Genomic DNA, 16776 nt, shown 5'->3' with positions numbered 1-16776 from the left:
GCTGAATTGTCAATTACTTAAAAGATAATAACAATGAAATTAAGTCTATTAACTCTGTGTCTTGGCGTAGTTTTAGCTGCACCAATTACTGCAATAGAAACAAGCCAAAAACGTTCCGCTGGCGAAATCATTAAAACCGCAAATAGCAGTGAGTGGCGAAAAGTCAGTGCCGAAAACGTCATTAAATTAACCTTACCTACGGGTGCTGCTTATATCGAACTAAACGATAAACTAGCGCCTATTCACGCAAATAACATGCGACAGCTTGCCAAAGAAGGGTTTTATCAAGGCCTGAGTATGTATCGCTTTGTTGAAGGATTTGTTGCGCAGGGCGGGGATGCCAGCGAAAGTAAACCTGTTAAAAATGCCAAAAAAGGGTTACCTGCTGAGTTTTATCTACGCACCGAGGCTCCTTTAGCGATTACAGAGCTTAAAGGGCCTGATGGCTATGCCGCTAAAACGGGCTTTTTAAATGGCTTTGCTGTGGCACAAAACCAAAGCCAAACCGAAACATGGCAAGTACATTGCCCAGGAATTTTTGCTATGGCCCGCGGTAATGATATTAATTCCGGTGGTACCGAATTTTATGTCACCATCGGTAATAGCCAGCGCTATTTGGACCGTAATATCACCGTGTTTGGTCGTGTTTTAGAAGGCATGGAGCACTTTAATCTATTGCAGCGTAAAGCCACTGAAGGTCAGCCATTTAATCCCATCACAGATATGCAAGTATTAGCAGATATTAAAGATACAGATAACAGTGAATTTCGGGTGATGAAAACAGACTCAAATGCCTTTAAAGACCTCATCGAAGCGCGTAAAAATCGAGTAGAAGCGTGGTTTGTTGAAAGCCCTGACTACATCGATGTTTGTGCAATGCCAATCCCAACAGAGAGGATTATGCCAACTCGCAATAATACTTAATCATTTTGAGGGATTAAATCTGTCGCTAACGGCGTTAAAAACCTCTCATTTAGAACAACTAAATAACGAAATTTTTGCCTTGTTATCAACGAGATTTTATTGCCTCAAAACTGTTCACTTAATTAAGCGAATTGGCATAAATAAAGCCATGACCACCTGATAGATTATTTGATACAATATCAGTCTATTGGTTAAGAAATATAAGGGTATCGGGTGGTTAACCTAGGTCCGCTGTTCGGCGAATTAAAAACGTGTTTACGCAAAGATCAATTCATCTTCAAAAAACGCCTTCATGGCATTAAAAAAATCAACGATGAAACTAAGCAAGCAAACATAGCGCAAAAAATAGCAGAAGATATTAGTCGTTCGCAGCAATTGCGCGAGCAACGTTTGGCTGCCTTGCCTAAAGTGACCTACCCAGAGCAACTTCCTGTTAGCCAAAAGAAAGATGACATTAAACAGGCGATTGCCAATAACCAAGTGGTGATCATTGCCGGTGAAACTGGCTCTGGTAAAACGACGCAGATCCCAAAAATGTGTTTAGAGCTTGGCCGCGGTGTTGATGGATACATTGGCCACACCCAGCCACGCCGACTCGCGGCTCGAAGTGTCGCGAATCGTATTGCAGAAGAAATGCAATGCGAGCTAGGTCAACAAGTGGGTTTTAAAATTCGTTTTAGTGACCAAGTTTCTGATAATAGCTATATTAAATTGATGACAGACGGTATTCTGCTGGCTGAAATTCAACAAGACAGATACCTAAATCAGTACGATACTATCATCATCGATGAAGCCCACGAACGTAGCCTGAATATCGATTTCATTTTAGGCTATTTAAAAAATTTACTGCCAAAACGTCCTGACTTAAAAGTTATTATTACCTCAGCTACGATTGACCCAGAGCGTTTTTCTAAACATTTTGATGATGCACCCATCATCGAAGTATCCGGTCGAACTTTCCCAGTAGAGGTTCGTTATAGACCAACCACTGAAATCAACAAAGATGAGATGGAAGCGGATGGTGACCAATTACAGGGTATTTTTGATGCCGTTGATGAGCTGTGCGATGAAGGCCCTGGCGATATTCTGATTTTTATGAATGGTGAACGAGAAATTCGCGATACCGCTGATGCGTTATCAAAGCGAAACCTCAAAGGCACGGATGTTTTACCGCTCTATTCGCGTTTATCAAACGCAGAACAAAACCGAATTTTTGCGCCGCACAGCCGTCGTCATATTATTTTAGCCACCAACGTGGCTGAAACATCACTAACGGTGCCGGGTATTCGCTATGTTATCGATCCAGGTACTGCGCGCATCAGCCGTTATAGCTACCGTACTAAGGTACAACGATTACCAATTGAGCCAATTTCACAAGCCAGTGCGAATCAGCGTAAAGGTCGCTGTGGTCGTATCGAAGCGGGTATCTGTATTCGCTTATACAGTGAAGAAGACTTTAACTCGCGCCCTGAGTTTACTGATCCTGAAATTTTACGCACTAACTTAGCTTCTGTTATTTTGCAAATGCTTGGTTTGGGGCTTGGCGACATGCAGCAGTTCCCGTTTGTGCAAGCGCCATATAGCCGTAATATCAACGATGGTTTAACGCTACTTGAAGAACTCGAAGCAATTAAGCCAGCTAAACGCCATAAAAAGACTGAGCTTACGAAATCAGGCAGAAGCTTAAGCCGTTTACCGGTTGATCCACGGTTAGCTAAAATGGTGCTGACTGCCGATGGCTTAGGTGCACTGCGTGAAGTGATTATTATAGTTGCGGCATTGTCGATTCAAGACCCAAGAGAGCGACCACAAGAAAAACGTGGTGCAGCGGATGAAAAGCATGGCCGTTTTGATGACCCTGATTCAGATTTTATCGCCTTTTTAAATCTGTGGAATTACCTTGAAGAGCAGCAATCTGAATTGAGCAATAGCCAGTTTAGAAAGTTATGCCAAAAGGACTTTTTAGCCTATATGCGTATTCGCGAATGGCAAGATATTGTTTATCAGCTATCAACGGTATGTAATGAAATGGGCATGAAGGCCACTACAAATGTTGCTGATAGCGAGCGAATTCATCAATCTTTATTAAGCGGTATGTTAAGTCATATTGGTTTTAAAGATGAAAAACAAATTTATAAAGGCGCCCGCAACAGCCAATTCCATATTTTCCCAGGTTCAGGATTATTTAAAAAGAGCCCAAAATGGATTATGTCGGCAGAGCTTGTTGAGACCAGTAAGCTTTATGCGCGGATCAACGCGCGCATAGACTTGAAATGGGTTGAAGGCTTTGCACAGCATTTAGTAAAGCGCAGCTACAGTGAACCGCATTGGGAGAAAAAGCCGGGTGCAGTTATCGCGTTTGAGCAGCAAACCTTGTATGGACTATTAATTGTTAATAAGCGCCGCTGTGTATACAGCAATATTGATCCAAAAGTAAGTCGCGAGTTGTTTATTCGCACCGCTTTAGTAGAGCAAGAACTGGGTCAAAATGAAGGCTTTTTACAATATAACCAAGAGTTAATTGAAGATATTCAGGTTCTTGAAAATAAATCTCGCCGCCGTGATATTTTAGTTGATGAACAAACCCTGTTTGAATTCTACGACAAGAAAATTCCACAAGATGTAAATAATCGTGCCGCGTTTAATAAGTGGTGGAAAGGACAAAAACAAAAAGATAAACGCTTTTTGCATATGTCTCGAGAAGAATTAATGCAGCATGGTGCTGATCATGTTACCGAGTTTGATTACCCAGATACTTGGCAGCAAGAGAACTTATTATTACCACTGGCATATCACTTTGATCCAGGGCAAGCCGTCGATGGTGTTGCGGTACAAGTTCCGGTAGCGCTGTTAAATCAAGTTCAAGAAACTGGCTTTGATTGGCATATTCCTGCATTTAGACATGAATTAATTTGTGCGCTTATCAAGTCGCTACCAAAAACGATTCGTCGCAACTTTGTGCCTGCGCCAAACTACGCCGATGCGGTACTTGCTGCAATCGAGCCGATGCAAGGCAACCTAATTGATGCAATTAGCACGCGCTTATTACGTATGACAGGTGTGCGTGTTGAGCCTGATGCATGGGATTTATCAACCCTTGCTCCGCATTTACGCTTACAGTTTGAAGTGCGCGATGAACACGATAAGTTACTCGCTCGCGGTTTAAATTTATCTAAACTAAAAGCCCAGTTACAAGGTAAGGTAACGGATACCTTATCGAAAGTAGCAGACAAAGGCATAGAAAAAGCTGATTTGACTGAGTGGAGCTTTGGCGAGTTACCAAGCTCTTACGTGAAAAAACAAGGTCAATACGAAATCAAAGCGTTTCCAGCGCTGGTGGATAAAAAAGACTCAGCTGCGGTTGAGCTATTTGATAATGAACACAAAGCACAGCAAGCGCACCAACAAGGTTTACGCCGCTTAGTGTTATTAAATGTGCCATCACCAATTAAGTATTTACAACAAAACTTACCAAACAAATCTAAATTAGGTTTGTACTTTAATCCGTTTGGTAAGGTCAATGACTTAATTGATGACTGTATCGCTGCAGCCGTCGATAGCCTATTAACTAAATACGGCAACATTCGCACAGCAGATGCATTTGAAAAAGCGAAAGAGCAAATTCGCGGTGAGCTTGGTGATACGGTTGTTGAGATCGCTACCCAAGTAGAGCAAGTGCTAAGTATTGCTCATGGCTTAAATAAACGTATGAAAGGACGCGTTGATTTAACCATGATAACAGCGCACGGTGATATTAAATCACAGTTACAAAGCTTAGTTTTCAAAGGCTTTGTTAGCCAGCACGGCGCAGCAAAAATGACGGATTTAATTCGTTACTTAAAAGCCATTGAACGCCGCCTAGAAAAGCTCCCTGTTGATCCTAATCGTGATAGGTTGTGTGTGCTTGAGCTTGAAAAAGTAGCTGAGCAATATCAAAAATTAGCTAATAAAATTCCTAAGGGTATGCCAATTCCTGAAGAGATCAGTGCGATATTTTGGATGCAACAGGAGTTACGTGTTTCTTTATTTGCACAAACACTAGGGACACCTTATCCTGTATCTGCTAAACGTGTTTTAAACGCAATCAAAGAATGTGAGTTATAATACTAAGGAATGAGCAATGAGGTTAACGCCTCCTTGCTTTAAGTTACAAACACAGATGCTAAAAGGAGATTATGTGGGCATTGAAAAGGAAAAACCGATCTCAGTTCCTGAGCGTACGGTAAATCGACCGCGACCAACTATTTTGGTCGTCGATGATGAATATTTTAATTTTGAAATGCTCAAAGCAAGCCTTGGGGATGAGTTCTCATTAAGTTATGCAAACTCAGGCGCATCGTGTTTAACTTCAGCCATTGCAGAGCCGCCAGATGCTATACTACTAGATGTTTGTATGCCGGGCTTAGATGGTTATGATACCTGCCGATTACTAAAAAACACCCCAGAAACAGAGCAAATTCCTGTTGTCATGGTGTCTGGCCTTGAAACCGAGCTTGAACAAAAAGCGGGGTTTGATGCCGGGTGTGACGCCTATGTAGTGAAGCCTTTTTCTGTTAAAACATTAATAGAGAAAATAAAAACACTGGTATAGGAGGCCATATGTTTCATGAGGAAAAACGCGACTTTCGCCGCATGCAAATTCATACCCCTGCAAAACTAATCCCATTAGATGTTGTTAATGGCGAAGAAATTCAGGCTATGTGCACTGATTTAAGTGCAACAGGGCTGGCAATTCACCTTGATGAAGTTTTAGAAATAGGCAGTCTGTATCGGGTGTTAATTGCTTCGACTAGCACGGCTATTACCTCATTTGATGCAACAGCCCGTGTGATACGAGCAACCAAGGAGCAAGATGGCTCCTTGAGTGCCGGTTTAGAAATTGTAAGTTTTAACTAGTAAACCTTACAGATCAGGCCTTTAAGATAAAAGCCTTCTGGGTAGCTGCCAGCAATTGGGTGGTCGGCAGCTTGGTTTAATCGTTCCATGATCAACAAGTCTTTACCTGCATCAAGGGCTGCATCCGCAACCACTTTTTGAAATAAATTTTGTTCCATTAATCCAGAGCACGAGAAAGTGAGTAAAGTGCCACCTGGTTTTAAGATTTGCATCGCAATCATATTAATATCTTTATAACCACGGCAAGCACCGGTTAATTGCGCTTTGTTGTCAGCAAATTTTGGTGGATCCATAACGATAGTATCAAATTGCACACCTTCATCACGGTATTGGCGCAACAACTTAAAGACATCTTGTTTAACGAAATCAACTTTAGACAAATCAAGGTTGTTATGCTCAACGTTACGCTTAGCCGTATCAAGTGCTGGCTGTGATACATCGACGTTAGTAACGTGTTTACAACCACCACGCAAAGCATAAAGCGAGAAAGTACCTGTGTAGCTAAAGCAGTTTAATACTGTTTTGTCTTTAACAAAGCGCTCAAGAGCTGCACGACTATCACGTTGGTCTAAGTAAAAGCCAGTTTTGTGGCCTTCAAGAATGTCTACTTCGAGTTTTAAGCCATTTTCTTCAATGACGACTGGCTCTGTTGGTTCTTTACCCCAAAGTACGCCCTTGATTGGCTCAAGGCCTTCTTTAGTACGAACATCAACATCTGATCGCTCATAAATATCGCAACCAGGGAAAATGGCCATAAGTGCAGCAACAATTTCACCTTTATGGCGCTCTGCACCGGCACTAAGCAGTTGGCACACCAGTACATTATCAAATTTATCGATAGTGATGCCTGGTAAGTAGTCAGACTCTGCAGCACTTAAACGAAAACCCGTTAAGCCGCCTTCGCTGATCACCTGTTCGCGCGCAGCATAGGCACGGCGCAAACGCTTTTCAAAAAATGCTTGGTCAATGATTTCGTTTTGATCGAAGCTCCATACGCGAGCACGTATTTGTGATTGCGGGCTGTAAGCTGCAATCGCTAAAAACTTACCGTCATTGTCATAGATTGTGACAGTATCACCTAGTCCTGGCTTACCTTTTACTTTTTTAATGGCTTTTGAGAACACCCAAGGGTGTTTTCTTTTTAATGATTTTTCTCGTCCAGCTTGCAGGTAAATAGCAGATGACATAGGGATTCTCGCGTCAAACAAAAGGGGGCATAGTTTAATGAAGCACTAGCAAACATACAATGAATGTTTTGAACAAATCTAGTAAGCACGCTAAAGTAAGCATAATTTCAATCAGTTAATGGTGATAGCCAGTATATGCAGCCAGAAATAGACTTTGCAGCTTTAGAAACTCAGTGTCGAGACTTTATTTTGTCTTTACTCCATGCCGATGTCGCACACGATATTAGTCATATTGAGCGAGTAGTGAGGGTTGCAAAACAATTATGTATTGCCGAGCAGGCAGAAATGGCTGTGGTGTTACCCGCAGCTTGGTTACATGATTGTGTTGCAGTTGCTAAAAACCACCCAGACAGGGCAAAAGCATCGACCATGGCTGCAGATAAGGCGTTAAGTTTTTTAGCCTCAATTAATTATCCTGAGCAGTATTTTAGTGCTATTCATCATGCTATTGCGGCACATAGCTTTAGTGCCAATATCAAAGTCCAAAGTGTCGAAGCGCAAATTGTGCAAGACGCGGATCGAATGGATGCATTAGGTGCAATTGGTGTGAGTCGCTGCATGAAAGTAGGGGGCTCAATTGGTCGTTATCTGTATCATAAAGACGATCCATTTTGCTTAAACCGCGAACCTGACGATACAAAATACACCCTCGATCATTTCTTCATTAAGCTGTTACACATTAGCGAGAGTATGAACACGCCATCGGCAAAAGATGAAGCTAAACGACGCACAGCTTACATGCTCGAATTTTTAGAGCAGTTAAAAACCGAAATTGGTGAGTAACATGGCTATTCCATCTTTATGTGGTGTTGATCATTGCCACTTAAATGTTGATGATTTATCGGCTGCGCTAAAGTGGTATGAGCAAGTACTTGGCTTTAATGTTGTACCAGAGCTTGCTTTTTGGGATGAAGGAAAAGGGCCTTTAACCTTAGAGGACCAAGCAAAGACAATTCGTTTAGCACTCTTTGAAGCAGACGGGAGAAGCAAAGGTATTGCTTTTGGCGCAAATGCAGCACAGTTTTTAGCATGGCTTGAGCATCTCGCTCAGTTTGATGTTAAAACATTTGTTGCTGACCACGGTGTTACTTATTCAATGTATTTTAAAGATTGTGCTGGTAATAGCCATGAAATTACTTCGCATGATTACGATGCAATTAAAAAAGGCCTCAAATGAGGCCTTTATATCTCAGCTCGTATAAGTGTTTTTGATTTCTATGATGCTATCTATTTGACCAATAAATAAATCAACTAGTTGCGGGTCAAAATGCTTACCAGCTTCGTCTTTCAATAAGTCGAGCGCTTCTTCAACCGACCAGGCTTTTTTATAAGGGCGTTTTGAGGTTAAGGCATCAAACACATCTGCAATGGTGACAATACGCCCTTCAATACTGATTTCTTCGCCTTTCAGGCCATACGGATAACCCGTTCCATCCCATTTTTCATGGTGTTCAAGGGCAAGCTTATGCGCAAGTTGTAATAGCGGCGAAGTTGAGTTCTCTAAAATCTTCGCACCGATTAAGGCATGTTGTTTCATGTGCTCGTATTCGTTTTCGTTTAAGCGCCCAGGCTTTAATAGTACTGAATCAGGAATGCCTATCTTACCAACGTCATGCATAGGCGCTGCCTGTTTAAGCTGCTCGGCCTCGTACTCACTCATGCCATAGGCAAGGGCGAGTACTTTACTGTAGCGGCTCATTCTTGCAATGTGCTCACCGGTGTCGGTGTCTTTATATTCTGCGGCGCGGCCTAAACGTTGGATCAAATCAATGTGGGCTAATTGCAGTTGCTCAGCTTGCACTAATGATAAATGATTTTTAACCCGCGCCCTGACGATCGCAGGGCTAATTGGTTTGGTAATATAATCGACTGCACCTAGAGCAAAGCCTTCAGACTCATCCTGCTCATGAGAAAGTGCGGTAACAAAGATAACAGGGATATGAGCAGTTTCAGGATTTGCTTTCAATACTTTACAAACTTCAAAGCCGCTCATATCTGGCATCATAATATCGAGCAAAATCAACTTAGGAGGTTCATTCTCAATAAGCTGAAGAGCAAGCTCGCCAGATTTTGCAAACGATAAGCGATAATCGTTAGCGAGTACTTCACGGATCACTTTTAAATTGGCTGGTTCATCATCGACGACCAAAATTCTTGCACGTTCTGAGATTTGCGTCATAGGTGTTCCTTAGCAGCTTGGAGAGTGTGCTTTAAAGCTGATAAAGCAGTGCTTGCTGCATCAAAGTCAAAGTTTTCAAAATGCGCACAAATTTCAACAACCTGATCTTGGTAGGTTGCCGGTGCTTGGGATTGCACTTGGCTTAATAAATCATCGTCTATTTCTGCATGCTCAGCTTGCGCTTGCAGTGCCTCAATTTGGCTAATAAATGCGCCCAGCGACGTTTCGTGTATGGGTTGCTGTTGTGAACTAGACTGCGGCTGTTCTGCAAGTAATGCAATCAGCGTTTGCCATTCCTGTTCGCACTCGGCAATGAGTGTAGGGAAGCTTTCCTTTTCACGTTCTTTCTCAGCGTTTGATAACAAGTATAATAATTTTGCTAGTGCTAAATTACCCGCGACTCCTTTAAGAGTATGCAAAATTGCTTTTTGTTCGTCTTCACTGAGTTTCTGATCCTTCAGTCGTAGAATACTCTGTTGATGATTGCTTAGGAATAAGCCAATTTCCGTATTTAATTTCTCTTTGCTTCCCCACATCAAAACACCTTTGTCGTAGTTGATGTGCTTTTTCTCATCACCGACTTTATTGTTAGTGATTTTATTTACTTCTAAACCAAGCACTTTCGCAATTTCATGGTTCAGCTGGTTAATATCAACGGGTTTATTTGCAAAGCCATTCATACCGGCCTGCTTTGTAGTAATTTTATCTTGTTGTAAAACACTCGCCGTCAACGCGATGATAGGTGTAATTTTTAAACATCTGATTTTCTCTATTTCGCGGATTTCTTTACAGGCCGTAATGCCATCACATTCCGGCATATGTATATCCATCAAAATCACATCAAAGCTTTGCTGTTCAAATGCTGCAATGGCTTCAAGACCATTGTGAGCCGTACTGATGGTGTGCCCAGCTTGCGTTAATAAAATGTTCAGTAGCTCAACATTTTGCTCAATGTCATCAACCACTAATATGCGAAGTTTTGGTAAGTTTAATTGATTACAAGTTAGGGTATCGACTTGGCTGATATCACCTTCCTGTAAAGGAAGGCTAAAGTAGAAGCAGCTCCCTTTACCTTCTTCACTAATAGCACCAATTGAACCACCCATTAACTCAACAAGCTGCTTACTAATAGTGGTGCCAAGACCTGTGCCACCAAATCGGCGTGTCATGGTGCCGTCGGCTTGTTCAAATGGCTGGAAAATAGCATCTAAGCGGTGCTTGGCTATGCCAATACCGCTGTCTTGTACTTCGAAAAACAATTGTTTATTTTGAGTTTGACTCACCGTAATTGTGACAGACCCTTGCTCGGTAAATTTAATTGCATTCCCGATGAGATTATTCATCACTTGGCGAATGCGAGACTCATCGCCAATATAAATAGGCGCAACACTATCAGCGATAATCAAATCAAGCAGAATATCTTTACGCTTCGCTTCAAGCCAAAAAGTCGAGACGATATTGTCGAGCAAGGCTTGTAAGTTAAAGTGCTCTGCCTGAATATCGAGTTTGCCTTTTTCTAACTTTGCAGAATCTAGTACTTCATTGAGCAAATGCAACAGTGAGCGAGCTGATTTATTGACGGTAATAATATGTTTTTGTTGCTCTTTACTAAGAGGACTATCCATTAATATGTCGCTAAAGCCGATTATTGCATTCATTGGCGTGCGTATTTCATGGCTCATGTTTGCCATAAATGATTGTTTTGCTTGTGCTGCGGCTTCAGCTTCTTGTTTTGCTTTTTTGAGTGATTCTTCATATTCGTGACGAGCGGTGATATCTATAAGTACACCATCGATCCACTTTTGTTCAGAATCACTATTTTCGTTAATTGTTCCTTGGTCTAAAACCCACACAACTTTGCCATTTCGGTGGCGAATGCGGTACTCAACCGCATATTGGTTTTTTTCAGCTATGGCTTTTTCCATAACTTCATCAATATGCGCTACATCATCGTTATTAATGATTTGAGCAAATGTAACTGTGCCATCGGTAAACTCTTCAGGGCTGTAACCTGTTAAGTCAAAAACACTGGGGCTTATAAACTTCATCGTCCAATGTTCATCTAACAAACAACGAAATACAGCGCCTGGGGTATTGTTCATTAAGGTACGATATTGTTTCTCTTTTTCTTCGAGACTTTGCTGTAGTGCACGTTGCTCTGTTAAATCGGTTATAAAGCCAACAAACAATGTTTCTGCGTTAGGCTGTTTTACTTCACCAAGGCCAAGTCGAATAGGAAATAAATGACCATCTTTGTGCTTCGCAAACACATTACGGTTAACGCCAATCACTTTTTTAACTTCATGCCTGCTACTATCAGCTAAGTAACCATCATGTTGCGCGGCTATATCGTCGTTCATTAATAGTTTTACGTTTTTGCCCAGCACTTCGTCTTGGCGCCAACCAAAAATAGTTTCTGCTGATTTATTAAAGCTTAAAATAATGCCATGAATATTAATTGTTACGATGCCATCTATTGCAGTGCCTAAAATGGCATCCAAGCGCGACTCTTCTGCTGATTTTTCTGCCAGTAATAAGCGAAAACGCACCATGCCGTTAATAATCCCAACCAGAGCAGTCAATAATACGGTAGCAAATGAAACGCTAATGGCGATAAAAGTAAGTTGCGACGTTTGAACGTTTTCAGATAACAAAGGTGAGGTTGCAACAAAGCGGGTGGCGGCCATTCCCATATAGTGCATACCCGCTACAGCAAAGCCAAAGATAATGGCGCAAATGATGCGGGTTTGTAACACCGTAAGCTTTTTAAAGTGCTCGCCTAAGTGAAATCGCGCATATAAGCCGACAAAAGATAATGCAACAGCCACCACAATTGATGCTGCAAACCAAGCCGGGTCGTAGCGAAGCAGCGGACTCATTTGCATGGCGGCCATGCCCGAGTAGTGCATCGCACCAATGCCAGAGCCAAGTAATACAGAGCCAATGAGTAGCTTTATTGTTGTTGGTATTTGCTTTAAATCTTTGCGTTTCAAAAATGAAAATGCGGTATAGCAGGCTAAAAATGCAGGAATAAATGAAAAAAATGTCAGTGTAGGGTCGTACTCCACGGTGGTGCATAATGAAAAAGCCAGCATGCCGATAAAGTGCATACTCCAAATCCCACCTGACATCACCAAGGCACCTGTTGCACTGCCTAATTTACGGTACGAATCAAATTGAGTTCTATTTGCTAAATCAATGATATGGAGTGAAAAATAAGCAGCAAAAATAGCCGTAGCAATAGAAAGAGCAACTAAGCTTGGATCATAGACACCACTTACTATTAGGCTGGGGTTTTGATCGGTAATAAAAAATTTCGCGAGCATAATATTTTTTTGAAACGGCTTGTTATAGCAGTCTAATACAAATTGTTCTGAATTTAGAGAAAAACCTATCACTTAAGTACGTAGGATTCAAAACCTTGGCTATATTTAATTAAAAAGGAGTAGTTCGAGGTGGGTAGATGAGAAGAACCGAGCAAACTTTAGTTGAACAAATGCAAATTAATGATGTAGAAATTCAGCACAGAATGAGTTTATTAGGGCTGACTTCAAACAGTCTCTCATCATTATTAAACTACAAGCCCATTATAGAATCAGCCATTGAAAATGTGGTTAATGAGTTTTATAAAAAACAAACTGAAGTAGATGAAATTTCGTTATTAATTGGTGATGCGGATACTTTAACACGACTCAGAGATGCGCAAAGGCAGTATATAATCGATTTATTTTGCGGTCGTTACGAACATGAGTATGTTAATAACCGCTTACGGATTGGTATGGTGCATAAGCGTATTGGTGTTGAACCTAAGCTTTACTTATCGGCTGTGTGTACTTTAAAAGAGCTCATATTTAATGTACTTCGCACCACAATAAGCGATCAAGAAGAATTAAATCATACCCTTAACATCATTGATAAATTAATTTACTTTGATACGACCTTGGTCTTTGATACTTATATCGACAGCTTAGTGGGCGAAATTGAAAATGCGAAACGCCGCACCGAAGTGTATGCAAAAGGCCTTGAAGAAAAAGTTGCTCAGCGCACTCAAGAACTAGAGAAACTCGCTAAACTCGACCCACTCACCAACCTCTACAACCGGCGTGTCATGCAAGAGCTATTACAACGCGACCTTGCCAGAGCCAGACGTCACAAATCACCATTAACGGTTGTTTATTTTGATCTTGATGACTTTAAGTCAGTGAATGACACACAAGGGCATTTAAAAGGCGACGAAGTCCTTAAATATATAGGGCAATACTTACTTGAAAATATTCGCGAGATTGATATACCGTGCCGCTATGGAGGGGATGAGTTTTGTATCATTTTACCTGATTGCGAGTTAGATAGCGCTTTTAGTATTTGCGAAAAACTTATAGCCGCATTTGAACAACAATACCCTGAGCTGCATTTAAGCTTTGGTCTTATTGCAGCACCGCTTGATAGCACAGTAGATGCTGAAGAGTTAATTAATCGTGCCGACAAAAAAATGTATCAGGCAAAAGAGCATAAGGGTTCATACATCATGCGTTAGCGAGTCATGCGCTTTACAAAAACAACGACGAATAAAGCGAGCGAGAAGCTACCACAAAATGCTTCTATGGCTGCGATTAACCTCGAAAAACCTATTGGCGTAATGTCACCATAGCCAAGCGTTGTAAAAGTCACCACGCTGAAATAAAAACTATTCAGTAAGGCCGACAAATTGCTTTGAAATGAGTTTTCAAAGCTCAGTTGCATCACAGAATCTTGATAACTAACCCCGAATAAGAAATAACAAAATGCACAGCAAATAATGAGTGACAGACTAAAGCGAATGACATTTTCGGGCTTTTCGCCATAACCACATAACATATCTATAAAGCTAGAAGTAATTTGCTTGGTTGAGCCTTTTCGGTATTGCGCATGACGCATTCTTAATTCTTTGTAGGTGAAGTTACCGGCGAGCTCAAAAAGCCCTTGATGTTCAGAGGCTTTTCTTAAATTGCGATATATTTCTTCAGATTGCTCAAATAAGTCTCGTGCTTCATCATGCTGCTTATTTTTACGAGCTTTAAATGCAGCCGCTTCTTGTAATAATTGGTTACCCAATTCGATATTATCAATTCTGCTGTCGTTGAGCTTAATACCTAGTAAGTTGGTATTTTTTAAATCACAGTAATGCAAACTCGCGCTATGTAAATTAGCTTTCATTAATGAAGCATTGGCGATTTTATTATTAAATAGGTGAGCGCCCGTTAAATTCGCACGATAAAAATTACAATAGGAGAGATCATAACCTTCTTCGTCATCCTGCTTTATTAAGTTAAGTCCTGAAAGGTTCGCTCTTTGCAATTGCAGGCCTTCTAATAAGCCACCTTTTTTTGCATAGCGCTCTAATTTTTGGGTTAGATCTAGCCCTGATTTATCAAATTTACTATCATGCCAAAAGCAAAATCCAGAGCCCATATCTGTTTCTTGGCACTTGTTACCTGTTGGTGAGGTATAACTACAACATGGTTTGTCAGGCATAAAGGTGAAAACTTATTTTTGAGTCATCTTTATAGATTAGCAGCTATTTAGCAGGGTAAAATGGAATCTCTTATTTTTATTAATCGAATTGGCTGACCTTTGTTGGATTACACCCTAAAGCGTAGTAAGCGCAGAACAACCGTCGCAATTAAAGTTGCCAAGCAGAAATTGACCGTTTATGCGCCTTTTTATGTTCCACAAACTGAAATAGATGCTTGGCTAAAGACCAAGCAAGATTGGGTCGCTGAACAAATAGCAAAACAATCCATTCATGCTGAACGCCGTCAACTACCATTAGTAAACGCCACTATTAAGTTGTTTGGGCAAAACGTGCCGATAGTATTCGCTAAAGGCCCGAAAAGCATGTGGCAACAAGATGCACAGTCTCAGCTTACCTTATCAATATCATCACGCGTCAAACATCAAGAAGCTAACTACCTAGCTTTGCTTGAGCAGTTTTTACATGAAAAGCTTGAAAGCTATATTGAAATGCGTGTTCATGATTATTGTTTGCAGATGTCAGAAACATTACCGACAAAGCTTAAAATTCAACATTATAAACGTCGTTGGGGCAGTTGTAATAAACGCCGCGAGCTGACTTTTAATTTACATTTAGCAAGTGCGCCAACCTGGGTGATTGATTATGTGGTTGTACATGAGCTTGCGCATCTTTTACATATGAACCATAGCGCTAAGTTTTGGCAACGTGTGAACCAGTTTTATCCAAATTATAAAAAAGCCGAGCAATGGTTAAAAGCAAATGGAAGTAGTTTGAGTTGGTAGCTTAAGTTAGCGAGAGTAAAGTTAGCGAGAGTAAAGTTAGCGAGAGTAAAGTTAGCGAGAGTAAAGTTAGCGAGAGTAAAGTTAGCGAGAGTAAAGTTAGCGAGAGTAAAGTTAGCGAGAGTAAAGTTAGCGAGAGTAAAGTTAGCGAGAGTAAAGTTAGCGAGAGTAAAGTTAGCGAGAGTAAAGTTAGCGAGAGTAAAGTTAGCGAGAGTAAAGTTAGCGAGAGTAAAGTTAGCGAGAGTAAAGCTAGAAAGAGTAAAGCTAGAAAGAGTAAAGCTAGAAAGAGTAAAGCTAGAAAGAGTAAAGCTAGAAAGAGTAAAGCTAGAAAGAGTAAAGCTAGAAAGAGTAAAGCTAGAAAGAGTAAAGCTAGAAAGAGTAAAGCTAGAAAGAGTAAAGCTAGAAAGAGTAAAGCTAGAAAGAGTAAAGAGTGGTGGAGGGAGCTGGATTCGAACCAGCGAAGGCTGAGCCGTCAGATTTACAGTCTGATCCCTTTGGCCGCTCGGGAACCCCTCCACACAAATTTTTACTATTGCATTTGGCCCCACTTTTCTAAGAAGGAAAGTGGTGGAGGGAGCTGGATTCGAACCAGCGAAGGCTGAGCCGTCAGATTTACAGTCTGATCCCTTTGGCCGCTCGGGAACCCCTCCAATGCAACGGCGCTGATAATAGCAAACTTATTATTTAAGTAAAGAAAAAAACTAAAGAAAAATGCATAAATGCCGATAACTGGTTAATCAAGAAACTATTTGGCTAAAGACTATGCAAATTGATGATTTGTTGCTCACAGAGAGCCAACTCGATAATCGTCTAAATAAAAGTGTTCACGAGCACCGCTCTGGAGAATTTGCTTTATTACTAGCTATGCTTTCTCATGATGCGCTCGATTTTAGCCAGTTTCACCTGCCAAAAACTGAATTAAGCAACCCTGAAGTATCTGAATCTGCTTTGCGCACCGAGTTAGGTGCAGGCCCCACACAACCATTAGCTCCCGAACAGTTTGATATGCTGATTGGGCAAGAAAATGCACTTAGACTATTGCAAGGTGGTTTATCAGACATCAGATTACGTCATTGTTTAAACCCAGAGCCACTGAATGTTCGTGATGATAAGCAACATGTGCCGCTAGAAGTGATTGATAACTGTGAGCCTGCAGTTAGAAAACGCTTTTATGAAAAAAATAAACCCGTTGAGCGCCCACAAATCGATGCAGCTGCATTTTATGATAGCCTTACTGACGAGGCGATACATCAACCTCTTCATTTAGCTACAGCTTAGGTATAAGTGGCTTAATCGAAA

13 protein-coding genes, 2 tRNA genes and 2 pseudogenes are annotated in these 16776 nt (G+C 41.1%); 10 read left to right on the top strand and 7 right to left on the bottom strand.

What is annotated here, in order from left to right; genetic code table 11:
- Positions 1-33: 33 nt before the first annotated feature.
- The 4 genes from AADY36_RS10515 (at position 34) to AADY36_RS10500 (ending at position 5820) form a co-directional block, all read left to right on the top strand.
- Positions 34-924: a peptidylprolyl isomerase gene (locus AADY36_RS10515; RefSeq protein ID WP_342408954.1), complete on the top strand. Its 891-nt coding sequence runs from the start codon at positions 34-36 to the stop codon at positions 922-924.
- A 213-nt stretch (positions 925-1137) separates the two neighbouring features.
- The gene (gene hrpA, locus AADY36_RS10510; RefSeq protein ID WP_342408953.1) at positions 1138-5028 is read left to right on the top strand and encodes an ATP-dependent RNA helicase HrpA; all 3891 of its coding nucleotides are present in this window, start codon (positions 1138-1140) and stop codon (positions 5026-5028) included.
- 139 nt (positions 5029-5167) lie between these two features.
- Positions 5168-5515 (top strand): response regulator, encoded by a 348-nt coding sequence (locus AADY36_RS10505; protein WP_268795275.1) that lies wholly within the window; start codon positions 5168-5170, stop codon positions 5513-5515.
- Between the two features lie 8 nt (positions 5516-5523).
- Positions 5524-5820 carry a PilZ domain-containing protein gene (locus tag AADY36_RS10500; protein ID WP_054564030.1) on the top strand — a complete coding sequence of 99 codons (297 nt, stop codon included), beginning with the start codon at positions 5524-5526 and terminating at the stop codon, positions 5818-5820.
- On the opposite strand, the gene AADY36_RS10495 is transcribed toward AADY36_RS10500, so the two are convergent.
- On the bottom strand, positions 5817-7007 hold the full coding sequence (locus AADY36_RS10495; RefSeq protein ID WP_054564029.1) for a class I SAM-dependent methyltransferase: 1191 nt from the start codon (positions 7005-7007) through the stop codon (positions 5817-5819). The two genes, AADY36_RS10500 and AADY36_RS10495, sit on opposite strands and share 4 nt — an antisense overlap.
- 135 nt (positions 7008-7142) lie before the next feature.
- Between AADY36_RS10495 and AADY36_RS10490 the strand changes: the two genes are divergently transcribed.
- Both AADY36_RS10490 and AADY36_RS10485 read left to right on the top strand, forming a co-directional pair.
- Entirely contained in the window at positions 7143-7790 is a 648-nt protein-coding gene (locus AADY36_RS10490) for an HD domain-containing protein (RefSeq protein WP_054564028.1), read from the top strand.
- On the top strand, positions 7783-8184 hold the full coding sequence (locus tag AADY36_RS10485; protein ID WP_173637085.1) for a VOC family protein: 402 nt from the start codon (positions 7783-7785) through the stop codon (positions 8182-8184). The genes AADY36_RS10490 and AADY36_RS10485 overlap by 8 nt, the downstream gene beginning before the upstream one ends.
- Positions 8185-8196: 12 nt before the next feature.
- Here AADY36_RS10485 and AADY36_RS10480 read toward each other — a convergent pair whose 3' ends face one another.
- Both AADY36_RS10480 and AADY36_RS10475 read right to left on the bottom strand, forming a co-directional pair.
- Entirely contained in the window at positions 8197-9186 is a 990-nt protein-coding gene (locus AADY36_RS10480; protein WP_055021508.1) for a response regulator, read from the bottom strand.
- Positions 9183-12512, bottom strand: coding sequence for a PAS domain S-box protein (locus AADY36_RS10475; protein ID WP_342408952.1), 3330 nt, complete (start codon positions 12510-12512; stop codon positions 9183-9185). The genes AADY36_RS10480 and AADY36_RS10475 overlap by 4 nt, the downstream gene beginning before the upstream one ends.
- Positions 12513-12649: 137 nt before the next feature.
- Here AADY36_RS10475 and AADY36_RS10470 point away from each other — a divergent pair, with 137 nt between their 5' ends.
- Positions 12650-13720: a GGDEF domain-containing protein gene (locus AADY36_RS10470; RefSeq protein ID WP_054564025.1), complete on the top strand. Its 1071-nt coding sequence runs from the start codon at positions 12650-12652 to the stop codon at positions 13718-13720.
- On the opposite strand, the gene AADY36_RS10465 is transcribed toward AADY36_RS10470, so the two are convergent.
- Positions 13717-14697 carry an ion channel gene (locus AADY36_RS10465; RefSeq protein WP_062566990.1) on the bottom strand — a complete coding sequence of 327 codons (981 nt, stop codon included), beginning with the start codon at positions 14695-14697 and terminating at the stop codon, positions 13717-13719. The genes AADY36_RS10470 and AADY36_RS10465 overlap by 4 nt on opposite strands.
- Positions 14698-14799: 102 nt before the next feature.
- Between AADY36_RS10465 and AADY36_RS10460 the strand changes: the two genes are divergently transcribed.
- On the top strand, positions 14800-15480 hold the full coding sequence (locus AADY36_RS10460; protein WP_250660139.1) for a M48 family metallopeptidase: 681 nt from the start codon (positions 14800-14802) through the stop codon (positions 15478-15480).
- Here AADY36_RS10460 and AADY36_RS20870 read toward each other — a convergent pair.
- Positions 15426-15704: pseudogene (locus tag AADY36_RS20870) on the bottom strand (pentapeptide repeat-containing protein); the annotation flags it as partial. The gene AADY36_RS10460 and the pseudogene AADY36_RS20870 overlap by 55 nt on opposite strands.
- 4 nt (positions 15705-15708) lie before the next feature.
- On the opposite strand from AADY36_RS20870, the pseudogene AADY36_RS20865 reads away from it, so the two are divergent.
- Positions 15709-15945 (top strand): annotated as a pseudogene (locus AADY36_RS20865) (pentapeptide repeat-containing protein); the annotation flags it as partial.
- Here the strand turns inward: AADY36_RS20865 and AADY36_RS10455 are convergent.
- Together AADY36_RS10455 and AADY36_RS10450 are read right to left on the bottom strand one after the other, a co-directional pair.
- Positions 15909-15993 (bottom strand) — tRNA-Tyr (locus tag AADY36_RS10455). The pseudogene AADY36_RS20865 and the gene AADY36_RS10455 overlap by 37 nt on opposite strands.
- Positions 15994-16042: 49 nt before the next feature.
- Positions 16043-16127, bottom strand: a tRNA-Tyr gene (locus AADY36_RS10450).
- Between the two features lie 112 nt (positions 16128-16239).
- Here AADY36_RS10450 and AADY36_RS10445 point away from each other — a divergent pair.
- On the top strand, positions 16240-16755 hold the full coding sequence (locus AADY36_RS10445) for a VC2046/SO_2500 family protein (RefSeq protein ID WP_332393597.1): 516 nt from the start codon (positions 16240-16242) through the stop codon (positions 16753-16755).
- Positions 16756-16776: the final 21 nt, after the last annotated feature.

This window comes from Pseudoalteromonas sp. D15MCD-2 (assembly GCF_038562745.1).
Taxonomy (GTDB): Bacteria; Pseudomonadota; Gammaproteobacteria; order Enterobacterales; family Alteromonadaceae; genus Pseudoalteromonas.
The sequence above is the reverse complement of the archived record's forward strand: the minus strand, read 5'-3'. Positions and strand labels throughout refer to the sequence as shown.

Coding starts and splice junctions, on each gene's coding strand:
- AADY36_RS10500 (WP_054564030.1), top strand. CDS start 5,524: ATGTTTCATGAGGAAAAACGCGACTTTCGCCGCATGCAAATTCATACC.
- AADY36_RS10475 (WP_342408952.1), bottom strand. CDS start 12,512: ATGCTCGCGAAATTTTTTATTACCGATCAAAACCCCAGCCTAATAGTA.
- AADY36_RS10470 (WP_054564025.1), top strand. CDS start 12,650: ATGAGAAGAACCGAGCAAACTTTAGTTGAACAAATGCAAATTAATGAT.
- AADY36_RS10490 (WP_054564028.1), top strand. CDS start 7,143: ATGCAGCCAGAAATAGACTTTGCAGCTTTAGAAACTCAGTGTCGAGAC.
- AADY36_RS10445 (WP_332393597.1), top strand. CDS start 16,240: ATGCAAATTGATGATTTGTTGCTCACAGAGAGCCAACTCGATAATCGT.
- AADY36_RS10495 (WP_054564029.1), bottom strand. CDS start 7,007: ATGTCATCTGCTATTTACCTGCAAGCTGGACGAGAAAAATCATTAAAA.
- AADY36_RS10465 (WP_062566990.1), bottom strand. CDS start 14,697: ATGCCTGACAAACCATGTTGTAGTTATACCTCACCAACAGGTAACAAG.
- AADY36_RS10480 (WP_055021508.1), bottom strand. CDS start 9,186: ATGACGCAAATCTCAGAACGTGCAAGAATTTTGGTCGTCGATGATGAA.
- AADY36_RS10515 (WP_342408954.1), top strand. CDS start 34: ATGAAATTAAGTCTATTAACTCTGTGTCTTGGCGTAGTTTTAGCTGCA.